The organism is Arthrobacter sp. TJ-266, from assembly GCF_058269115.1.
On the sequence record NZ_JBZCNC010000003.1, the window covers coordinates 306,497 to 323,971 of the forward strand.

Consider the following 17,475-nt stretch of genomic DNA (forward strand, 5'->3'; position numbering starts at 1 on the left):
GGCTAATGACCTGCCTCGGGCTTGAGCACGGGGAACAGGATGGACTCCCGAATTCCCGCACTGGTGAAAAGCATCACGAGCCTGTCGAGTCCGAGACCGATTCCGCCCATGGGGGGAGCCCCGTATTCGAGCGCGCGGAGGAAGTCCTCGTCCAGCTGCATCGCCTCGTCGTCGCCCGCTGCCGCCTGACGCGACTGCTCGGTGAGGCGCTCACGCTGGATGACCGGATCGATCAGCTCGGAGAATGCTGTGCCGCGCTCCATCCCGCCGATGATCAGGTCCCACGCCTCGATGAGACGGGGATCGTCCCGGTGCGGGCGGGCGAGGGGCTGTGCGGAGGGCGGGTAGTCGTGGACGAACGTCGGCTGGATCAGCGTGGGCTCGACGATCTCGGAGAACAGTTCGAGGACCATCTTCTCGGCTCCCCACGACGGGTCGAGCGACACCTCGTGGCGGTCCGCGACGGCCCGCAGCTCCTCGACCGGCGTATCCGGCGTGATCTCCTGCCCCACGGCGGCGGAGAGCCCGGGGTACACACCGAGCCAGGCCCAGTCACCGTCGAGGTCGATGGTTTCCTTCGGCGTCTCGATGGTGCGCGAGCCGAGGGCGTCCGCGCAGGCCACGATCATCTCCTGCATGCGGTCCGCCATCACGAACTGGTCCGCGTAGGCCTCGTAGGACTCGAGCATCGTGAACTCCGGGCTGTGCGTCGAATCCACGCCCTCGTTGCGGAAGATCCGCCCGATCTCGTACACGCGGTCGATCCCGCCGACCACCGCGCGCTTCAGGTAGAGCTCCAGGGCGATCCTCAGCGTCATCTTCTGGTCGAAGGCGTTCAGGTGCGTCTCGAACGGCCGGGCCGTCGCGCCACCGTGTACCAGCTGGAGCACGGGCGTCTCCACCTCGGTGTAGCCCCGGGCGTGCAGGGTCTCCCGCAGCGTCCTGGTGATGGCGGCGCGCGTCCTCACCATCTGGCGCGCCTCCTCGCGCACCATCAGATCCACATAGCGCTGACGTACGCGGGTCTCCTCGCTCAGGCCCGTGTGCAGCGTGGGCAGCGGGCGGAGGGCCTTGGACGCCATGGACCAGGAGTCCGCCATGACCGAGAGCTCGCCGCGGCGTGAGCTGATGACCTCACCGTGCACCTGCACGTGGTCGCCGAGATCCACCTGCGCCTTCCAGTCCGCGAGCCGCCCCTCACCGATCTCGGCGAGGCTCAGCATGACCTGCAGGCGCGTGCCGTCGCCCTCCTGGAGCGTGCCGAAGCAGAGCTTCCCGGAATTACGGATGAAGACCACGCGGCCGACGACGGCGGCGTTCACCCCGCTCGACTCACCCGTTCCGAGTTCGGCGAACTGCTCGCGGATCGCCGCGAGGGAGTGCGTGCGCTCGGGCTTGACCGGGTACGGTTCCGTGCCAGCCTCCAGCAGGGCTGCGCGCTTCTGCAGCCGGAAGCGCATCTGCTCGTTGAGGTCGTCCTCGGGAAGGGCATCGGTGGGAGGGGCGTCTCGGTGGGTCACGGAACCTAAGTTTACGGGTCCGCCCCGAGGGCACCGGCTCGGCGTCCGGGGCCCTCGTCAGCCCGTAGCGGGCAGGAAGGTGTTATCGATGAGCCGGACGGAGCCCACGCGAGCCGCGACGACGGCGAGCGCCGGTCGCGACCAGGCGTCGTCGTCCTCCGTCAGCGTCCGGAACGTGGACGGATCGACGACCTCGAGGTAGTCGAGGTGCGCGCCGTCGACCGCCTCGATGGCCGCGCGCGCTGCAGCGAGGTCGGGGCGCGTGCCGCGCTCGGCAGCGTGCCGCAGCCCGGACAGGGCCTGCGAGAGCGCCAGTGCCGCCGGGCGTTCCCCCGGCGCCAGGAAGCGGTTGCGGCTCGAGAGGGCGAGCCCGTCGGCGTCGCGGACCGTGGCGACCCCCTCGATGTGCACGGGTACGTCGAGGTCCAGCACCATGCGGCGGATCAGCGCGAGCTGCTGGGCGTCCTTCTCCCCGAAGTACGCGCGGTACCGGGCTTCGACCGCCGGCATCGCGAGGTTCAGGAGCTTCGCGACGACGGTCAGCATGCCGTCGAAGTGCCCGGGGCGCGCGGCGCCCTCGAGCACCTCGCCCATGCGACCGGCGCTCAGGCGGACGAGAGGCTCGCCACCGGGATACATGTCCTCGAGCCCGGGGGCGAAGACGATGTCCGCGCCGGCCTCGGCGAGCAGCAGGAGGTCGGCGTCGAGCGTGCGCGGGTACCGCTCGAGGTCCGCCGGATCGCCGAACTGGAGGGGGTTCACGAAGATCGAGACGACGACGACGTCGTTCGCCTCCCGCGCCGTCCGCACGAGCGACGCGTGACCGTCGTGCAGGCCGCCCATGGTCGGCACGAGGCCGAGCGACGGGCGCCGGTCATCAGTGCCGGTCGAGTCTCCGACGGTACGACGCGCGGACGGTCCGACGGCGTGGAGCAGGGCGGACGTCGCGGACGTGAGGTCGGCGGGGGTCGTCACGACCGAGAGCGATGAGCGGTGGTCGGTTCCGGTGGGGGTCACGGGAGTCCTTCCGGACGGGGCGGGGTGGCACCTGTGGTCTGTTCTCGAGGGTCTGTGGTTCGTGGTCTGGGTTCGACGGTCTGCGTTCGGCGGCGGTTCGAGGAGTCCGATCGGCGGGGCTGCTCGGGGCGAGCGGACGCTCGAGGTCACCCGGCGCGGGTCAGGTACGCCCGGCAGCGCCCGGAGAAGCGCCGGAGCCGCCCGAGCCGCCCGTGCCGCCCGAGTCCCGGGAGTCCCCGAGCGCCGCGAGGATGGCCGCACCCTGGGCGGCGGACAGCACCCCCCGCTCGAGCGCACGCAGCGCCGTGGCGCGCGCCATCCCGAGGTAGGCCTGCCGGACATCGGGGGCGTCATGTGACTCCAACGCGGCGCGGTGCGCAGAGACCGTTCCGGCGTCGCCCCGCGCCACCGGTCCGGTCAACGCTCCCTCGCCGGAGGACAGGGCGTTCTCGAGGGCCGCCTTCATCAGGGGGCCGAGCATGCGGTCCGGGTGCTGGACCCCGAGGTCCGCGAGGATCTGGGAGGACTGCGCGGCGATGGTCACGAGGTGGTTCGAGGCATGCGCGAGGGCCGCGTGGTAGAGCACGCGGCTCTCCTCCTCCACCACCACGGGTTCCGCGCCCATCTCGACGACGAGCGCCTGCGCGATCGGCAGGACGGCGGCCGGAGCGGTGATGCCGAAAACGCTGTCCGGGAGCCGCCCGAGGTCGAGACTCAGGCCGGTGAAGGTCATCACGGGGTGGATGGCGAGGGGAATGGCGCCCGCCGCCCGCGCTGGCGCGAGCACCGAGATGCCGTACCGGCCGGAGGTGTGCACCACGAGCTGGCCCGCCTGCCAGGCCTTCAGCCGCGCGAGTCCGTCCACGAGCTCCGGGAGGGCGTCGTCCGGCACGGCGACGAGGACGAGCTCGGCCCGCTCCACGATCTGCCGGATCTCGAGCACCGGGACGCCCGGGAGGAGGCTCTCCGCGCGTTCACGGCTGGCCTCGGACACCGCGGAGACGCCGACGACGGCGTGGCCCGCAGCGCGGAGAGCCGCCCCGAGGACAGCACCCACCTTGCCGGCGCCGATGATGCCGACGCCGAGCCTGCCCGGTCGGCGCGACGGATCACTCCCGGCCATCGAGCGCGTCCCTGCCGTCGCCGGTGCCGGTTTCGGGTTCCGCCGGAACGTAACGGGGGGCCTCGGGCATCACCTGCGTCTGCTGCGGAGCACCGCTCGTCCCCGACGCGCGGTGCGCGGGGGCGGGGTCTCCGGCAGACCCGTCCCCTGGAAGCGCAGGTTCGTGTTCGACCCGGTGGTCCGATCCATTGGCGGACGCGGGTGCGTCGTCGGAGAGGTGGGCCGGTCCGCCGGCGGACGCGGGTGCGGCGTCCGAGATGTGCGCCGATCCCCCGGCGCCGTCGGAGACGTTGGCCGATCCCCCGGCGGGGACGGGTGCGTCGTCAGCCGCGGGAGCCAGCGCGCCGGTACGCGCATGGTCGGCGTTACCGACGGCGAGAGACCGGGAGTCTCGCGTGCCACCCGCCGGAGCCGGTGCGGGCGCGGGTGCGTGGACGGTCGGGTCGATGCGCACGACGTCGTCGGCGGGCTGGGAGGAAGCACGCTCGGCAGCGCCCGGATCACCGGCACCCGCGACGCCCGCGTGATCCGGAACTGCTCCCGTGTGGGCGGCCGACTCCACTGGGCCGCCGAACCCGGGGCCGCCGAACCCGGGACCGGTGGTGCCGGGCGCATGCCCGGAGGTGGCGGCGTCGGGCACGCGCACCGGGACGGGCATCATCCATTGCTCGGGCAGGCTGCGGCTCCGCGCCTCGGCCGCGCGCGCCGACTGCGCGTGGAACAGCTCCCAGGCGACGGCGTCGTCGGCCTGGATGACGTGGGGGCTGACCGGGCCCGGGGTTGTCTGGAACTGGAGGTCGGCCACGCCGAAGCGCCGGCCGAGCGGCCCCTGGTGCAGCGAGAGCGACTGCGTCCGTTCATGCGGGACCACCACGAGCTGGCGCCACAGCACCCCGGACCGCACGAGCAGCGCCGTGTCCGTGGCCGCGAATCCGTTGCGGCGCCAGGCGAGCGGTGCGAGCCAGCGGGCCCGACGCGGGGTGGTGGCGAAGCCCTCGGCGGAATCCCGGCCGGTGAGCCCCTGAGCGAAGAGTTCCACCGGACGCGCGGTACCCGGATCCGGGAGCACGAGGGCAACGATCTGCAGGACCTCATCGAGCGTCCCGACAGGAAGCAGGGTGGCGCGCGCCTGCCCCTCGTTGCTCCCGGACAACCCGTAGCCGGCGACGTTCACCTTGACGCGGTACCAGCCCTTGAGCCGCCAGAGGGGTGACTGGGTGATGCTCAGCGCCTGCACGCGGCCCGGCGGGACGGTCTGCGCCCGGGTGTCCAGCAGCCCGTACCGGAGCCGGATGCCGTCCGGCGAGGTGGCGGCGCGGAAGTTGTAGCCCGTGCTGAGCACGGACCAGTAGGCACCCACCACACCGATGAGGATGGGTGCCATCGAGGCCCCGATGATGACCGTCTCCAGCACGATGCTCAGGGTGACCACCACGACGACGAGGAGCACCAGTGCCACGGTGGTCCCGGAGAGCAGGGCTGCTCCGACCACGCGGCGGGGCGGGATCGCGACGACCTCACGCTCGGGCGCCTCGACGATCTCCTCCGGGTGCTCCGGATCCGTCCGGACACCCGCCGCGTGGGCCAGGATGGTGGCGCGAAGGCGTTTGGCGTCGTCGATCTTGAGGAACGCGAGCCGCACCGCGGATTCGCCGGCGTCCGCCACCTCGAACTTGAGCTCGGCGAGGCCGAAGATGCGCGCGAGCAGGGGCTGGACGATGTCGATGGCCTGCACGCGGTCCAGCCTCGCCTGCCGCTGCTGCCGGAAGACGACGCCGGAGTGCACCCGCACGTGGTCCTCGGTGACCTGGTAGCGCGTGAAGTACCAGGACACGAGGAACACCAGGGCGATCAGCACCACGACGCCCACCAGCACGCCGACCGCCACGAGGAGCCCCACACCCTCGGGGAGCGGGCTCCTCCCCCGCGTCTCGGCGTCGAACAGGCCCTCGAACCAGTCGCGGCCCGCGAAGTAGAGGATGGCCACGAGGGCGATCCACCCGCGCACGAGCGGCGAGATGAAGTGCACGCGCAGCCAGGGTGCCTCGGCCGACGGCGCCGGAGCGCCGGCAGTGCGGGACGACGGCGACGGCGCGGTCGGGGCCTGCTCCGGCGGTTCGGCGTGCGCGCGCTCGGTGGTCACAGCCCGGCCAGCCTGGCTTCTCCCCGCGCGGACAGCTGCTCCCGCAGTCTCGTGCCCTCGTCGGTGGGCAGGCCGGGGATGAACGCGTTGGTGGCGGGGGCGGCCGTGTGCAGCTTCAGCGTGCAGATGCCGAAGGCCCGCTCGAGGGGGCCGACGGCCACGTCCACGTACTGCATGCGGCCGTAGGGCACCACCATGGTGCGCCGGAAGAACACGCCCTGGCGGACCAGGAGGTCGTCGTCGCGCTCGGCATACCCGATCGCCGCGACCTGGCGTGGCAGGAGCACTCCGCGCCACGCGGCGATGACCAGCACGAGCACCGGCAGGCCCCACGCGAGCCAGTACGGCGGGAAGCTGTCCCACACGCCGGCCAGGCGGAGCGCCAGGGGCACGCAGGCGAGCACGAGCCACACGAGGGACCCGATGAACCACCCCAGGAGCCGGACGCGCAGGTACTTGGGCGACACCCGGGTCCACTCGAGCCCTGACGGATCGATCGGTTCGCTACGCATACTCCCCCTCGCTGTGCCCCGGAGCTGCGGTGCCGTCGTCGTCGGGCGGCAGCCTGCAGAAGCTCTCGACGATCAATCCCACCACAATCATGACGATCCCGCCCGCCATCAGCGCCACGGACCCCCAGAGCGGGGCCACGGTGGAGCGCACGCCCAGCAGGGTGAGCTGGTCCACGAGGATCCCGGCGTGCCAGCCGAGGTTGAGGGCCCCGGCGTACGCGCAGGCCTGCGCCAGCACGAGCGTCCGCGTGGCGAGGATCGGATCGAGCGGACGGTCCCGCCGACCATTGCGCCACTGCTGCACCCGCCGCCCGAAGACCAGCGTGATGGTGATGATGACCGCCGTGGTCACCAGCGAGGTCAGCGGCAGCGTGGGCGTGCCGTAGCCGTTCCGAGTGGCGAGCAGGTTCACCACGTACCCGGCGAGCCCGGCGAGCAGCCCGACGACCAGCAGCCAGCGGAACCGGAGGGTGCTCACGGCGTCCTAGACTCCCTCGAAGGGCACCAGGCCGGGGAGATCCTCGGCCTCCGCGGCGAGTTCCGCGACCGACCGCCCGTTCAGCTCCGCCCCCGAGTCCATCCACGCCCACGGCTGCAGGACGAACGCACGGGACGCCGCCCGCGGGTGCGGGACCGTGAGGACCTCGTCGTCGGACGTCCAGGACCCGAAGGTGATGATGTCGACGTCGAGCGTCCGCGGGCCCCAGCGGACGGTTCGCTCCCGCTGGTGCTTCGCCTCGACGGCCTGGCAGTGAGCGAGGAGATCGTAGGGGCCGAGGGCCGTCTCGACCTCGATGACCATGTTGAGGTAGTCGGGCTGCTCCGGGCCGCCCACCGGCCGGGTACGCACCACGGGCGAGACGGCGTGCAGACGGACGTCGTCCGGTTCCACGAGATCGGCGACGGCGTGCAGCAGGGTGTCGCTGCTCGCACCGAGGTTGCTGCCGAGCGCGAGGACCGCACGCACGGCGCTCACGCCCGGCCCCTCCGCAGCGTGACCGCCACGTCACCGAACGGGACCCCGATGGGCGCCTTCGGCTTGTGGACCGTGACGTCCACGGCGGAGACGGGGAACGCCGTCAGGACCGCGGCGGCGATGGTCTCCGCCAGGGCCTCGATGAGGTCGAAGGGCTCACCCCCGATGATGCCGTGCACCAGCTCCGCGAGCTCGCCGTAGTGCGCCGTCCGCGTGAGGTCGTCGCTCACACCGGCGGGCCGGAGGTCGAGGTGCAGCATGATGTCCACCACGAAGGGTTGTCCGTCGCGCCGCTCGTGGTCGAAGACCCCGTGGTGGCCCGTGGCGGTGATGCCGCGGAGTTCCACGGCGTCGAGCTCACCCGACGGCGATCCGGTGCGGACGCCGTCCGATACGTCGCTCACGGCCTGCGACCGAACGCGGCTGCCACCTTGACGGCGTCGAGCGTGGCCGCGGCGTCGTGCACACGGACACCCCAGGCGCCGGATGCCGCAGCGAGGGTGGCGACCGCGAGGGACGCCTGATCACGCTCGAGCGGCGTGGCCGTCTTCCCCGCCGAGGTGAGCAGGGTCCCGAGGAACCGCTTGCGGGAGGCACCGATCAGCACCCGGTGACCGAGGGCCGTGAACGCCCCGAGGTTCTGCAGGAGGGTCCAGTTGTGCTCGGCGGCCTTGGCGAAGCCGAGCCCTGGATCGAGGATGATGCAGGACGGGTCCACGCCCGCCGCGACGAAGCGGTCGCGGAGCTCCGTGAGCTCGTCGACGACCTCGCGCACCACGTCCTCGTACCGGGCGTGGCCGTTCATCGTCGCGGCGGTTCCCCGGCGATGCGTGAGGATGTACGGCACGCCGCGCTCCGCGACGAGGGAGGGCATCTCCGGATCGAACCCTGCCCCCGAGATGTCGTTGACGATCGCGGCTCCTGCGTCGAGAGCCTGCCGGGCCGTCTCGGCGTGCATGGTGTCGATGCTGACGAGCGCCCCCGCCTTCACCAGCGCGTTGATCACCGGCAGCACGCGGGCGAGTTCCTCGTCCCTCGGCACCTGCCGTGCATCAGGCCGGGTCGATTCGCCGCCGACGTCGATGATGTCCGCCCCGGCGTAGTGCATCCGCAGCCCGTGGCTGATGGCGTCGTTCGTGGAGGCGTACTTCCCGCCGTCGCTGAACGAATCGGGGGTGACGTTCAGGATCCCCATGACGACGGCCCGGCCCACGGGCAGATCCGCGACCTTCCGTGCCACCCGGACCGGCCGGATCACGGGCAGCGGCGACGTCGCCGGCCCTGTACCGGGCGCTGCGGCGAGTGAATCCATGGAACGGGTCCTACCTTCCGAGAATGAGGCTCATCGCCTCGGCACGCGTCGCCGTCTCACGGATCTGACCGCGGACGGCGGACGTGACGGTCTTCGCACCGGGCTTCCGCACCCCGCGCATCGACATGCACATGTGTTCGCATTCGATGACGACGATCGCGCCCTTTGGCTTGAGGTGTTCCATCATCGCATCAACGATCTGCGTGGTCAGCCGCTCCTGGACCTGCGGACGCCGGGCATAGACCTCGACGAGGCGTGCGAGCTTGCTCAGCCCCGTGACGCGGCCGTCCGTCGACGGGATGTAACCGAGGTGGGCGGTTCCGTGGAAGGGGACGAGGTGGTGCTCGCAAGTCGAGTAGAACGGGATGTCCTTGACCAGCACGAGCTCCTGGTGGTTGATGTCGAAGGACGTCGACAGCACTTCGCCGGCGTCCTGGTGCAGCCCGGCGAACATCTCGGCGTAGGCCTTCGCCACACGCTTCGGGGTGTCGAGCAGCCCGTCGCGGTCCGGGTCCTCGCCAATGGCCGCGAGGATCTCACGGACGGCCCGCTGGATGCGCAGCTGGTCCACCGGCGATCCGGAGGCCACCAGCGCCGCGTCCACCACTTCGTCGTCGAAATCAGTCATGGCCCATCCTCCCTCGTACATCGGACCGGGCAGTACTCACCGACGGATCCGCATCCGTCGTGTCCGCTCGCAGGTGCCGGACCGGACTAGGAGTCCCGGCCGCCCCCGGGCGCTCCGCCGGCCTCGGGCGAGGGCAGCTCGGAGCCGTGGACGTCGAAGTCGCCGGGCACGTCGGCATCCGCGATCTGGTCCTGCGGGGACACCGTCTCGGGTGCCGGGCGTCCGCTCTCGAGCGCCTCGGCACGTTCCTTGCGGGACGTCACCGGGGGGAGCGAGTGGACGGGGCGTGACTGCTTGGACAGCCAGATCTCCCGGAGATCGCGCTTGCGCACGTTGTGGAAGACCTCCGCGATCTCGGCCTGGTTCAGCGTCTCGCGCTCCAGCAGTTCGAGGGCCAGGCGGTCGAGGACGTCACGGTTCTCCGTGAGGATCTGGTACGCCTCGTCGTGCGCGTTGTCGATGAGCCGGCGCACCTCCTCGTCGACCACGAGCGCGATCTGGTCCGAGTAGTCGCGGTCACTGCCCATGTCGCGGCCGAGGAACGGCTCCCCCGCGCCCTGACCCAGCTTCACGGCGCCCACGCGCTCGCTCATGCCGTACTGCGTGACCATCTTCCGTGCCGTACCGGTGGCCTTCTCGATGTCGTTCGAGGCACCCGTGGACGGATCGTGGAACACGATCTCCTCGGCCACGCGGCCGCCCATGGCGTACGCGAGCTGGTCCAGGAGCTCGTTCCTCGACACGGAGTAGCGGTCGTCGCTCGGCATGACCATGGTGTAGCCGAGGGCCCTGCCGCGCGGCAGGATGGTCACCTTGGTGACGGGGTCCGTGTTGCGGAGCGCGGCGGCCACCAGGGCGTGACCACCCTCGTGGTACGCCGTGATCTTGCGCTCGAGTTCCTTCATCACGCGGCTCCGCTTCTGCGGGCCGGCGATCACGCGGTCGATCGCCTCGTCGAGGGCGCGATCGTCGATGAGCTGCGCGTTCGAGCGGGCCGTGAGCAGCGCCGCCTCGTTGAGCACGTTCGCGAGGTCGGCACCGGTAAAGCCCGGGGTCTTCTTCGCGACGCCCTTGAGGTCCACGCCGGCAGCCATGGGCTTGCCCTTGGAGTGCACGGAGAGGATGTGCTCGCGGCCCTTCATGTCCGGTGCCTCCACGCCGATCTGGCGGTCGAAGCGGCCCGGACGCAGCAGTGCGGGGTCGAGGACGTCGGGGCGGTTCGTCGCCGCGATGAGGATCACGTTGGTGGTGGCGTCGAAGCCGTCCATCTCGACGAGGAGCTGGTTCAGCGTCTGCTCGCGCTCGTCGTTGCCGCCGCCCACGCCGGCGCCACGGTGACGGCCCACGGCGTCGATCTCGTCCACGAAGATGATGGCCGGCGAGTTGTTCTTGGCCTGCTCGAAGAGGTCCCTCACGCGGGACGCACCCACACCGACGAACATCTCGACGAAGTCCGAGCCGGAGATGGAGTAGAACGGTACGCCGGCCTCGCCGGCGACAGCGCGGGCGAGGAGGGTCTTGCCGGTCCCGGGAGGCCCGTACAGCAGCACGCCCTTGGGGATCTTGGCTCCGAGCGCCTGGAACTTCGCGGGCTCCTGCAGGAACTCCTTGATCTCGAGCAGTTCCTCCACCGCCTCGTCGGCGCCGGCGACGTCGTTGAACGTCACCTGCGGCATGTCCTTGGAGATGAGCTTCGCCTTGGACTTCCCGAACTGCATGACCTTCGAGCCGCCGCCCTGCATACGGCTGAGCAGGAACCAGAAGATGACGCCGAGGATCAGGATGGGGAAGATCAGACCGGCGAGGCTGAGGAGCCAGTTGCTCTCGGCGGGCTGGTCGGTGAAGCCGTCGGTGTCGGACGCGGTGATGGCGTCGACGACGCTCTCGGCGCGTGCGGTGCTGTAGAAGAACTGCACGCTCCGGCCCATGTCCTGGTAGTCGTCGCGCAGTGTGAGGTCCACGCGCTGTTCGCCGTCGTAGATCTTGGCCTGCGTGACCTGGTCATCGGCGAGGAGCTGGAGACCCACGTTGGTGTCCACGCGTGAGGTGCCGTTGCCGAAGAGGCTCGGGAGCACCAGCAGGAGCGCCACGACCGCGAGGGCGATCCAGAAGAACGGCCCCTTGAAGATGTTCTTGAATTTCATTTGTCTCGGGGCAGCAAGCCCCGTCCCTCCTGCTGATGCAAGTATCTGTGTGCGGGCGCACTGCTGTGCGGGTGCCCTTGCGAGAACCTCAACATATACACCGTCTGTGTCTGACCACGCGCGGCTCCGGGGGTTAGTTCCCTCTGGGCGAAGCGCGCCCGGCCGCCGGACCTACTCGTAGACGTGCGGGGCGAGCGTGCCGATGAAATCGAGGTTGCGGTACTTCTCGGCGAAATCGAGCCCGTAGCCCACCACGAACTCGTTGGGGATGTCGAACCCGACGTACTTCACGTCGATGTCCACCTTCGCGGCGTCGGGCTTGCGGAGCAGCGTGCAGATCTCCACCGAGGCCGGGCCGCGGGAAAGCAGGTTCGCCTTGAGCCACGAGAGCGTCAGGCCGGAATCGATGATGTCCTCGGCGATGAGCACGTGCTTGCCCATGAGGTCCGTCTCCAGATCCTTCAGGATGCGCACCACCCCGGAGGACTGTGTGCCGGAGCCGTAGGAGGAGACGGCCATCCAGTCCATCGTGATGTGCGAGTGGAGGGAGCGGGCGAGGTCCGCCATGACCATCACGGCGCCCTTCAGCACGCCGACGAGGAGGATCTCCCGGCCCTGGTAGTCGGCGTCGATCTGCTGCGCGAGCTCGTCGACGCGCTGCTGGATCTGCTCCCTGGTGTAGAGGACGTGCTTGAGGTCTGCCTGGACGTCATTGGAATCCACCGGTCACTCCTGTGTTGGACGGCACGGCTGCTTCACGCCGGCGTATCGCTGCTGGGCCCGCGGGCACCGCTCGGGGAGCCGGCACCGCGTAGGACAAGATTGCCATAGCTTGGTTGCCCGCGGAGAACCGCCCGGCCCCGTACCTGGCGGTGGACGCTCACCTTGCCGCCCAGTTGCACGGGCCCCGCGGAACCCGTGCGGTCCAGCAGCGACTCCGCAGCGCGCAACCGTTCCGAGCTCGGCTGGTAGGCGCCGAGGTCCAGGGCTGCGAGCGCGATCACGCGCTGCCGAAGAGCTGCCGGTAGTGCGAGCAGGCCGTCCTCGGGCAGCAGCACCTCGCCGTCGTCGCCCTCGATCCGCAGGCGAGCGTAGGCCTCGGCACTCATGCCCTCGAGCACGTCGGCGTCCTGGCCGAGGATCCGCGCCGTCCGCGCGAGGGCTAGCGCTATCCCGGGGCCGAGGGTGTCCTCGAGATACGGCAGGACGTCCGTCCGGACGCGTGACCGGGCAAAGGCGGGATCACGGTTGGCGGGGTCGTGCCAGGGGTCGAGGCCGTAGAAGCTGCAGATCGCCGCGGTATCCGTGCGCCGCAGCTCGAGGAACGGCCTGCGGTAGATGCCCCGCCGCTGCGGCATCCCCGCGAGCGACCGCGTGCCCGAGCCCCGCGCGAGCCCGAGCAGCACCTGCTCCGCCTGGTCGTCGAGCGTGTGGCCTAGCAGCACGACGTCGGCCCCGAGCCTCGCCGCGGCATCGTCGAGGGCGCGGTACCGGGCGGTCCGGGCGGAGGCCTCCGGACCCATGCCTTCGCTCGCCACGGAGACGCGGTGCACCTCGACGGGCTGCAGCCCGAGCTCCGTCAGCGCACGCGCGGCCGAAGCCGCCACCTCGTCACTTCCCGGCTGCAGACCGTGGTCGACGACGACGGCGCCCACGCGGGCACGCCGCGTGCGGGCGAGGTGCACGACGACGGCGGCGAGCGCCAGGGAGTCCGGTCCACCGCTGCAGGCCACGAGCACGAGCGGACGGTCGGCGAGCGCCGTCTCTCCCTCGGTGCCGTCGTCGGGCTCGACGCGGCCGCTCCGTCCGGACGGCTCCGGCAGCAGATCGGCGAGGCTCGTCGACACGAGATTGCGGGCCGTTCCGACGGCGGGCAGGAGCCGCGGGCGTCTAGCCATGGCGCCGGAGGCTCATCCTGTCGATCCACTCGTCGGGAGCGTGGATCTCGCGCTCGGTGGGCAGGTGCGACGCCGACTCCCAGACGGCGTTGAAGCCGTCCATCCCGGTCTGGTTGACCACGCGGCGCACGAACTTCGAGCCGTCGCTGTACTGGCGCATCTTCGCGTCGAGGCCCATCAGCTGTCGGATGACCTTCTCGAGCGGTCCACGGGACGTGCCGCGGGCGTTGAAGCGGCGGCGGATGGTCTTGACCGAGGGCACGATGCTGCCGTCCACGCCGTCCATCACGACGTTCGCGTGGCCCTCGAGGAGGCTCATGACGGCGGTGAGATGCGAGAGGCGGGCCTTGTCGTCCGGGTCCTGCAGGATGGACAGCACGCCGATCTCCTGCGCGGGGGCGCCGTCCGACGTCGTCACCTCACCCCGGGCGCGGGCCCTGCCGGCGGTGATGCTCTTCACGGCCGCGCCGAGGCGCTCCGAGAGGGTGTCGGCCTTGTCCATCAGACCCGACGTCAGCTGCCCGATCTCCCCGGTCATGTGGTCCTTCAGCCACGGCGCGGCGGCGAACTGCACGCGGTGGGTCTGCTCGTGGAGGCACACCCACAGGCGGAAGTCCGAGGGGTCCACGTTGAGCTCGCGCTCCACGGAGATGATGTTCGGTGCCACGAGCATGAGCCGTCCGCCCTGCCCGTTGCGGGAGGGCGTGAAGGGGTCGTACTGCCCGAGCACCTTGCTGGAGAGGAACGCGAGGATCGCGCCGAGCTGCGCACCCGTGAGGGTGCCACCGAGCACGAGGGACGCCGACTTCAGGGCGTCGGGGCGGGAGGCCGCGAGCTGGTCGAGCGCCGGCTCCAGCAGCGTCCTGAAACTCTGCGAGTTCGCCCTGGACCACGTGGCGCGGTCCACGATCAGCAATTCCGAGTCACGGAGGTCCCGGGCGGCATCGAGGCGCGAGATGGTGTGTACGTGGCCCACGGAGGCATCCGCGAGCTCCCGCATGTTCTGCACGGCCCGCGCGATGTCGGCGGGCTTCATGGTGGGGCCGGCGGGCGTGAGCGACGCCGCGGTGGAAGCCGCGATGTCCCAGTTGACCAGCTGCGGGCGTGAGGTCTCGGACTCGTTCCTGGTCATGCACCCATTCGATCACATCGCGCTGACGGACCGGCGGTGGCGCCGTCCGACGCCGGGCTGCATCAGCGGCAGCCGCAACCCGCCAGCACCGCGGCTGCCCGGTCCACCGCCTCCCTCGCCTCGACCGTGTTGCCGTCGAGGCCCGAGGCGAGGAACGAGAAGACGAGGAGGCGGCCGTCGGTGGTGACCACGTACCCGGTGAGACCGGTGACGGCGTTCAGGGTGCCGGTTTTGGCGCGTACCACTCCGGCACCCTGCGCAGGCTCGGAGCCCGGGACGAACCGCGTGGACAGCGTTCCCGTGAGCGCTGCGACGGGCATGGAATGGGCGATCCCCGCGAGCCCCGGCTCCGGAGACGTGACGACTGCGCGCAGCAGCAGGGCCAACTGGTCGGCGGACAGGGCGTTGCGGGTGGACAGGCCCGCGGCATCGCCGATGAGGAGCCCCTCCGGCGGGACGCCGAGCCCGACGGCGGCCGCGGTCATCGTCTCCGTGGCGCCGCCGAAGGACCCCGGGCGGCCGCTCCTGAGCGCGGCGATCCGCGCGAGGGACTCGGCGAGGTAGTTGTCGGAGACCTCGAGCATGCGTTCGAGCTGCTCGCCGAGGGGCGCCGACTCCACCGAGGCGAGCCCTTCGGCGTCCTCGGGTGCCGTCCGGCGCTGCACATCCCCGGCGACAGAGATGCCCCGCCCCGCCGCGGCGGTGGTGAGTGCGGAGGCGAAGATGCGCGCGGCGTCGAGCCCTGCGTCCTGGGACCGCGGCCCGCCCGTGCTGCCCTCCTCGAGCCACGCCGAGGTGACGGCGAGGGGATGGATGGGCGCGATCTCCCCGGCGTCGATGTCACCCTGCGCCCACGTGGGGTTGAGGGTGGCGCCGGAGAACAGCGACTCGTCCAGGGTCACGGTGTACGGCCCCGACCCCGCCGGCAGTGCTGCGGCCGTCTCGGCCGCGAGCGTCGAGAGCCCGGCGCGGCCCACCACCGAGGCGGGGTCCGAGACCCCGGAGCCGAGCAGCACGTCGCCGCCGCCGCGCAGGTAGAGCACTCCCGGGGTACTCGGCGCCGCGAGCACGGAGGTGGCGAGGGTCTGCTCCGGCCGCGCGTGCGTCATGAGAGCCACCGCCGTGACGAGCTTGATGTTCGAGGCCGGTGGCTGCACGCGGGTTCCCTCCCGCGCGTAGAGCACCGTGCCGTCCGCGGCGTCGAGTACCGTGCCCGCGAGCTCGCCGGGCCCTGCCAGCTGCAGGGCGGCGTCGAGCTGCGGACCGAGTACCGCCGGGGCAGGCGCGGGTGCGGTGGGGGTCAATGGTCCGACGACGTCGGGGGCCGGGATCGACGTCGGTGGGATCTGCGCGGCGGGAGTCACCGCGGGCCGCGGCGGAGGCGGCGGATCGATGGCGGCCAGCACCGCGGGCGTGAGGTGGAGGGCGAGCGGGACGGCGAGCGCGGCGATCGCGATGATCAGCAGCAGGCTGGTCAGCAGACGCAGTGGACGCTTCACGGAACCCTTCCTGCGGTGGTGCGGCTCTCGGACGGTGCTCATCAGGTGCTCATCAGGTGCTCGGTCGGCCGTCCGACACCGGCCCGACACTGCGCCCGACACCGCGCCGGCCACCCGCAGTACACGCCCGGCGGCCCGCCTGCGCACCAGCATGATGCCCTGCTCCCGGTGCGCGACCGATATGTTAGGGCTGACGATCAACAGTAGACCGGCGCCTCGCCCCTTCCCCCGCACGGCGCGGTCCGCTTTCCCGACCTACCCAGGAGTTGCCATGATGAAGCTCGACGTCACCATCGAGATCCCGAAGGGCTCGCGCGTCAAGTACGAGATCGACCACGAGACCCACCGGCTGCGCCTCGACCGCGTGCTCTTCACGTCGATGCAGTACCCAACGCACTACGGGTACTTCGAGAACACGCTCGGCGAGGACGGCGATCCATTGGACGCCCTGGTGCTGCTCCAGGACTTCGACCTCATTCCCGGCGTCCTCGTGGAGTCCCGCCCCATCGGCGTCTTCAACATGGTGGACGACGGCGGCGGTGACGCGAAGGTGCTCTGCGTGCCGGTCGACGTCCGCTTCGACCACATCCAGGACCTGTCCGACGTCTCCGACTTCCTGCTCGACGAGATCAAGCACTTCTTCACGAAGTACAAGGACCTGGAGCCGGGCAAGTGGGTGGAGGCCGCCGATTGGGCGGGCCGCGAGGAGGCCGAGGCGGAGGTCGAGGCATCGCTGAAGCGCTTCAAGGATCAGGGCGAGGCCAGCGCGCACGACGAGCCGCAGGGCCGCGACGTCGACGTGCAGGCCGAGAACACCACGGAGACGCCCGAGGGACGCTGACCCTTTACCTCACGGCGCCCGAGCGCGCCGTCGGGTTCTCCGGAGCCCTCGACCAGGAGCCCCCGCTGCACGCGCAGCGGGGGCTCCTGTCCGCGCGCTGCTGGTCGGTACACTGTGGCCTCATGAGCCAGACAGCCGATCGGAAGCCCCGCACGCCGATCGACCGCACGGTCGTGAACCTCGGAACGGGTGAGACCCTCCGGCGGGCCGCCTTCGGGCCAAGGCTCGGCGCCTACGCCGTGGACGTCGTCGTCGGGCTGATCCTCTGGGCGTCCTTCGCCGCGCTCCTTGTCCTCGTGCTCGTCCTCGTTCCTGCATCGGAGCGGCTCGACGACGCCGCCGCGGGTCTCATCTTCATCGTCGGCGGTTTCTTCTCCGCCGTCGTCTTCTACGGACTCTTCTACGGCCTTCGGCGGACGCTCGGTCAGACGCTCTTCGGGGTGCGCACCGTGCGCATCGCGGACGGCGGGCGCCCCGGCGCGTGGCGCGGCATGCTCCGGATGCTTGGCGGCGCACTCCTCGTGCCGGGGATCCCGATCATCGTCGTGGGCATGGTGACCAGCGGCTCCTCGTTCAGCCTCGTCAATCCTCCGCGCTTCGCCGTGGTCACCACGCGACCGCCAGCACGCTGACCGTTCGGGTGGTGCGGTGGACCAGGTGGCGGACCGACCATGGGGAGTGCTCCCCATGGTCCATCACCTCCGCCGTAGGTAGGGTCTGGCAAGGAATG

17 protein-coding genes are annotated in these 17,475 nt (G+C 71.0%); 2 read left to right on the forward strand and 15 right to left on the reverse strand.

What is annotated here, in order from left to right:
- Nucleotides 1–2: 2 nt before the first annotated feature.
- The 15 genes from lysS to dacB form a co-directional block, all read right to left on the reverse strand.
- Nucleotides 3–1,460, reverse strand: a complete 1,458-nt coding sequence (gene lysS / locus AC4D12_RS10070; protein ID WP_490950122.1) for a lysine--tRNA ligase — start codon at nucleotides 1,458–1,460, stop codon at nucleotides 3–5.
- 117 nt (nucleotides 1,461–1,577) lie between these two features.
- Nucleotides 1,578–2,537 (reverse strand): pantoate--beta-alanine ligase, encoded by a 960-nt coding sequence (gene panC / locus AC4D12_RS10075; RefSeq protein ID WP_490949788.1) that lies wholly within the window; start codon nucleotides 2,535–2,537, stop codon nucleotides 1,578–1,580.
- Between the two features lie 160 nt (nucleotides 2,538–2,697).
- Nucleotides 2,698–3,660, reverse strand: a complete 963-nt coding sequence (locus tag AC4D12_RS10080) for a Rossmann-like and DUF2520 domain-containing protein (RefSeq protein WP_490949789.1) — start codon at nucleotides 3,658–3,660, stop codon at nucleotides 2,698–2,700.
- Nucleotides 3,647–5,803, reverse strand: coding sequence for a PH domain-containing protein (locus AC4D12_RS10085; RefSeq protein WP_490949790.1), 2,157 nt, complete (start codon nucleotides 5,801–5,803; stop codon nucleotides 3,647–3,649). The genes AC4D12_RS10080 and AC4D12_RS10085 overlap by 14 nt, the downstream gene beginning before the upstream one ends.
- Complete coding sequence (locus AC4D12_RS10090) at nucleotides 5,800–6,315, reverse strand: PH domain-containing protein (protein WP_490949791.1); 516 nt, start codon at nucleotides 6,313–6,315, stop codon at nucleotides 5,800–5,802. The genes AC4D12_RS10085 and AC4D12_RS10090 overlap by 4 nt, the downstream gene beginning before the upstream one ends.
- A complete protein-coding gene (locus AC4D12_RS10095) occupies nucleotides 6,308–6,793 on the reverse strand; it encodes a DUF3180 domain-containing protein (RefSeq protein ID WP_490949792.1) in 486 nt (161 codons plus the stop codon). Before AC4D12_RS10095 ends, AC4D12_RS10090 begins: the two co-directional genes overlap by 8 nt.
- 6 nt (nucleotides 6,794–6,799) lie before the next feature.
- Entirely contained in the window at nucleotides 6,800–7,291 is a 492-nt protein-coding gene (folK, locus tag AC4D12_RS10100; protein WP_490949793.1) for a 2-amino-4-hydroxy-6-hydroxymethyldihydropteridine diphosphokinase, read from the reverse strand.
- Complete coding sequence (gene folB, locus AC4D12_RS10105) at nucleotides 7,288–7,695, reverse strand: dihydroneopterin aldolase (RefSeq protein ID WP_490949794.1); 408 nt, start codon at nucleotides 7,693–7,695, stop codon at nucleotides 7,288–7,290. Before folB ends, folK begins: the two co-directional genes overlap by 4 nt.
- Nucleotides 7,692–8,603 carry a dihydropteroate synthase gene (folP, locus tag AC4D12_RS10110; RefSeq protein WP_490949795.1) on the reverse strand — a complete coding sequence of 304 codons (912 nt, stop codon included), beginning with the start codon at nucleotides 8,601–8,603 and terminating at the stop codon, nucleotides 7,692–7,694. The genes folB and folP overlap by 4 nt, the downstream gene beginning before the upstream one ends.
- A gap of 10 nt (nucleotides 8,604–8,613) precedes the next feature.
- Nucleotides 8,614–9,231 (reverse strand): GTP cyclohydrolase I FolE, encoded by a 618-nt coding sequence (gene folE, locus AC4D12_RS10115; protein ID WP_490949796.1) that lies wholly within the window; start codon nucleotides 9,229–9,231, stop codon nucleotides 8,614–8,616.
- An 86-nt stretch (nucleotides 9,232–9,317) separates the two neighbouring features.
- Nucleotides 9,318–11,375: an ATP-dependent zinc metalloprotease FtsH gene (ftsH, locus tag AC4D12_RS10120; RefSeq protein ID WP_490949797.1), complete on the reverse strand. Its 2,058-nt coding sequence runs from the start codon at nucleotides 11,373–11,375 to the stop codon at nucleotides 9,318–9,320.
- Nucleotides 11,376–11,546: 171 nt separating this feature from the next.
- A complete protein-coding gene (hpt, locus tag AC4D12_RS10125; RefSeq protein ID WP_490949798.1) occupies nucleotides 11,547–12,098 on the reverse strand; it encodes a hypoxanthine phosphoribosyltransferase in 552 nt (183 codons plus the stop codon).
- A gap of 32 nt (nucleotides 12,099–12,130) precedes the next feature.
- Nucleotides 12,131–13,273 (reverse strand): tRNA lysidine(34) synthetase TilS, encoded by a 1,143-nt coding sequence (tilS, locus tag AC4D12_RS10130; protein ID WP_490949799.1) that lies wholly within the window; start codon nucleotides 13,271–13,273, stop codon nucleotides 12,131–12,133.
- Entirely contained in the window at nucleotides 13,266–14,405 is a 1,140-nt protein-coding gene (locus tag AC4D12_RS10135; protein WP_490949800.1) for a zinc-dependent metalloprotease, read from the reverse strand. The genes tilS and AC4D12_RS10135 overlap by 8 nt, the downstream gene beginning before the upstream one ends.
- A gap of 62 nt (nucleotides 14,406–14,467) precedes the next feature.
- A complete protein-coding gene (dacB, locus tag AC4D12_RS10140; RefSeq protein WP_490949801.1) occupies nucleotides 14,468–15,946 on the reverse strand; it encodes a D-alanyl-D-alanine carboxypeptidase/D-alanyl-D-alanine endopeptidase in 1,479 nt (492 codons plus the stop codon).
- 232 nt (nucleotides 15,947–16,178) lie between these two features.
- On the opposite strand from dacB, the gene AC4D12_RS10145 reads away from it, so the two are divergent.
- Complete coding sequence (locus AC4D12_RS10145; protein ID WP_490950123.1) at nucleotides 16,179–16,745, forward strand: inorganic diphosphatase; 567 nt, start codon at nucleotides 16,179–16,181, stop codon at nucleotides 16,743–16,745.
- 122 nt (nucleotides 16,746–16,867) lie between these two features.
- Nucleotides 16,868–17,377 carry an RDD family protein gene (locus tag AC4D12_RS10150; protein WP_490949802.1) on the forward strand — a complete coding sequence of 170 codons (510 nt, stop codon included), beginning with the start codon at nucleotides 16,868–16,870 and terminating at the stop codon, nucleotides 17,375–17,377.
- Nucleotides 17,378–17,475 lie beyond the last annotated feature (98 nt).

Coding starts and splice junctions, on each gene's coding strand:
- dacB (WP_490949801.1), bottom strand. CDS start 15,946: ATGAGCACCGTCCGAGAGCCGCACCACCGCAGGAAGGGTTCCGTGAAG.
- folP (WP_490949795.1), bottom strand. CDS start 8,603: ATGGATTCACTCGCCGCAGCGCCCGGTACAGGGCCGGCGACGTCGCCG.
- lysS (WP_490950122.1), bottom strand. CDS start 1,460: ATGCGCTTCCGGCTGCAGAAGCGCGCAGCCCTGCTGGAGGCTGGCACG.
- ftsH (WP_490949797.1), bottom strand. CDS start 11,375: ATGAAATTCAAGAACATCTTCAAGGGGCCGTTCTTCTGGATCGCCCTC.
- tilS (WP_490949799.1), bottom strand. CDS start 13,273: ATGGCTAGACGCCCGCGGCTCCTGCCCGCCGTCGGAACGGCCCGCAAT.
- folE (WP_490949796.1), bottom strand. CDS start 9,231: ATGACTGATTTCGACGACGAAGTGGTGGACGCGGCGCTGGTGGCCTCC.
- AC4D12_RS10080 (WP_490949789.1), bottom strand. CDS start 3,660: ATGGCCGGGAGTGATCCGTCGCGCCGACCGGGCAGGCTCGGCGTCGGC.
- AC4D12_RS10150 (WP_490949802.1), top strand. CDS start 16,868: ATGAGCCAGACAGCCGATCGGAAGCCCCGCACGCCGATCGACCGCACG.
- AC4D12_RS10090 (WP_490949791.1), bottom strand. CDS start 6,315: ATGCGTAGCGAACCGATCGATCCGTCAGGGCTCGAGTGGACCCGGGTG.
- AC4D12_RS10145 (WP_490950123.1), top strand. CDS start 16,179: ATGAAGCTCGACGTCACCATCGAGATCCCGAAGGGCTCGCGCGTCAAG.
- AC4D12_RS10135 (WP_490949800.1), bottom strand. CDS start 14,405: ATGACCAGGAACGAGTCCGAGACCTCACGCCCGCAGCTGGTCAACTGG.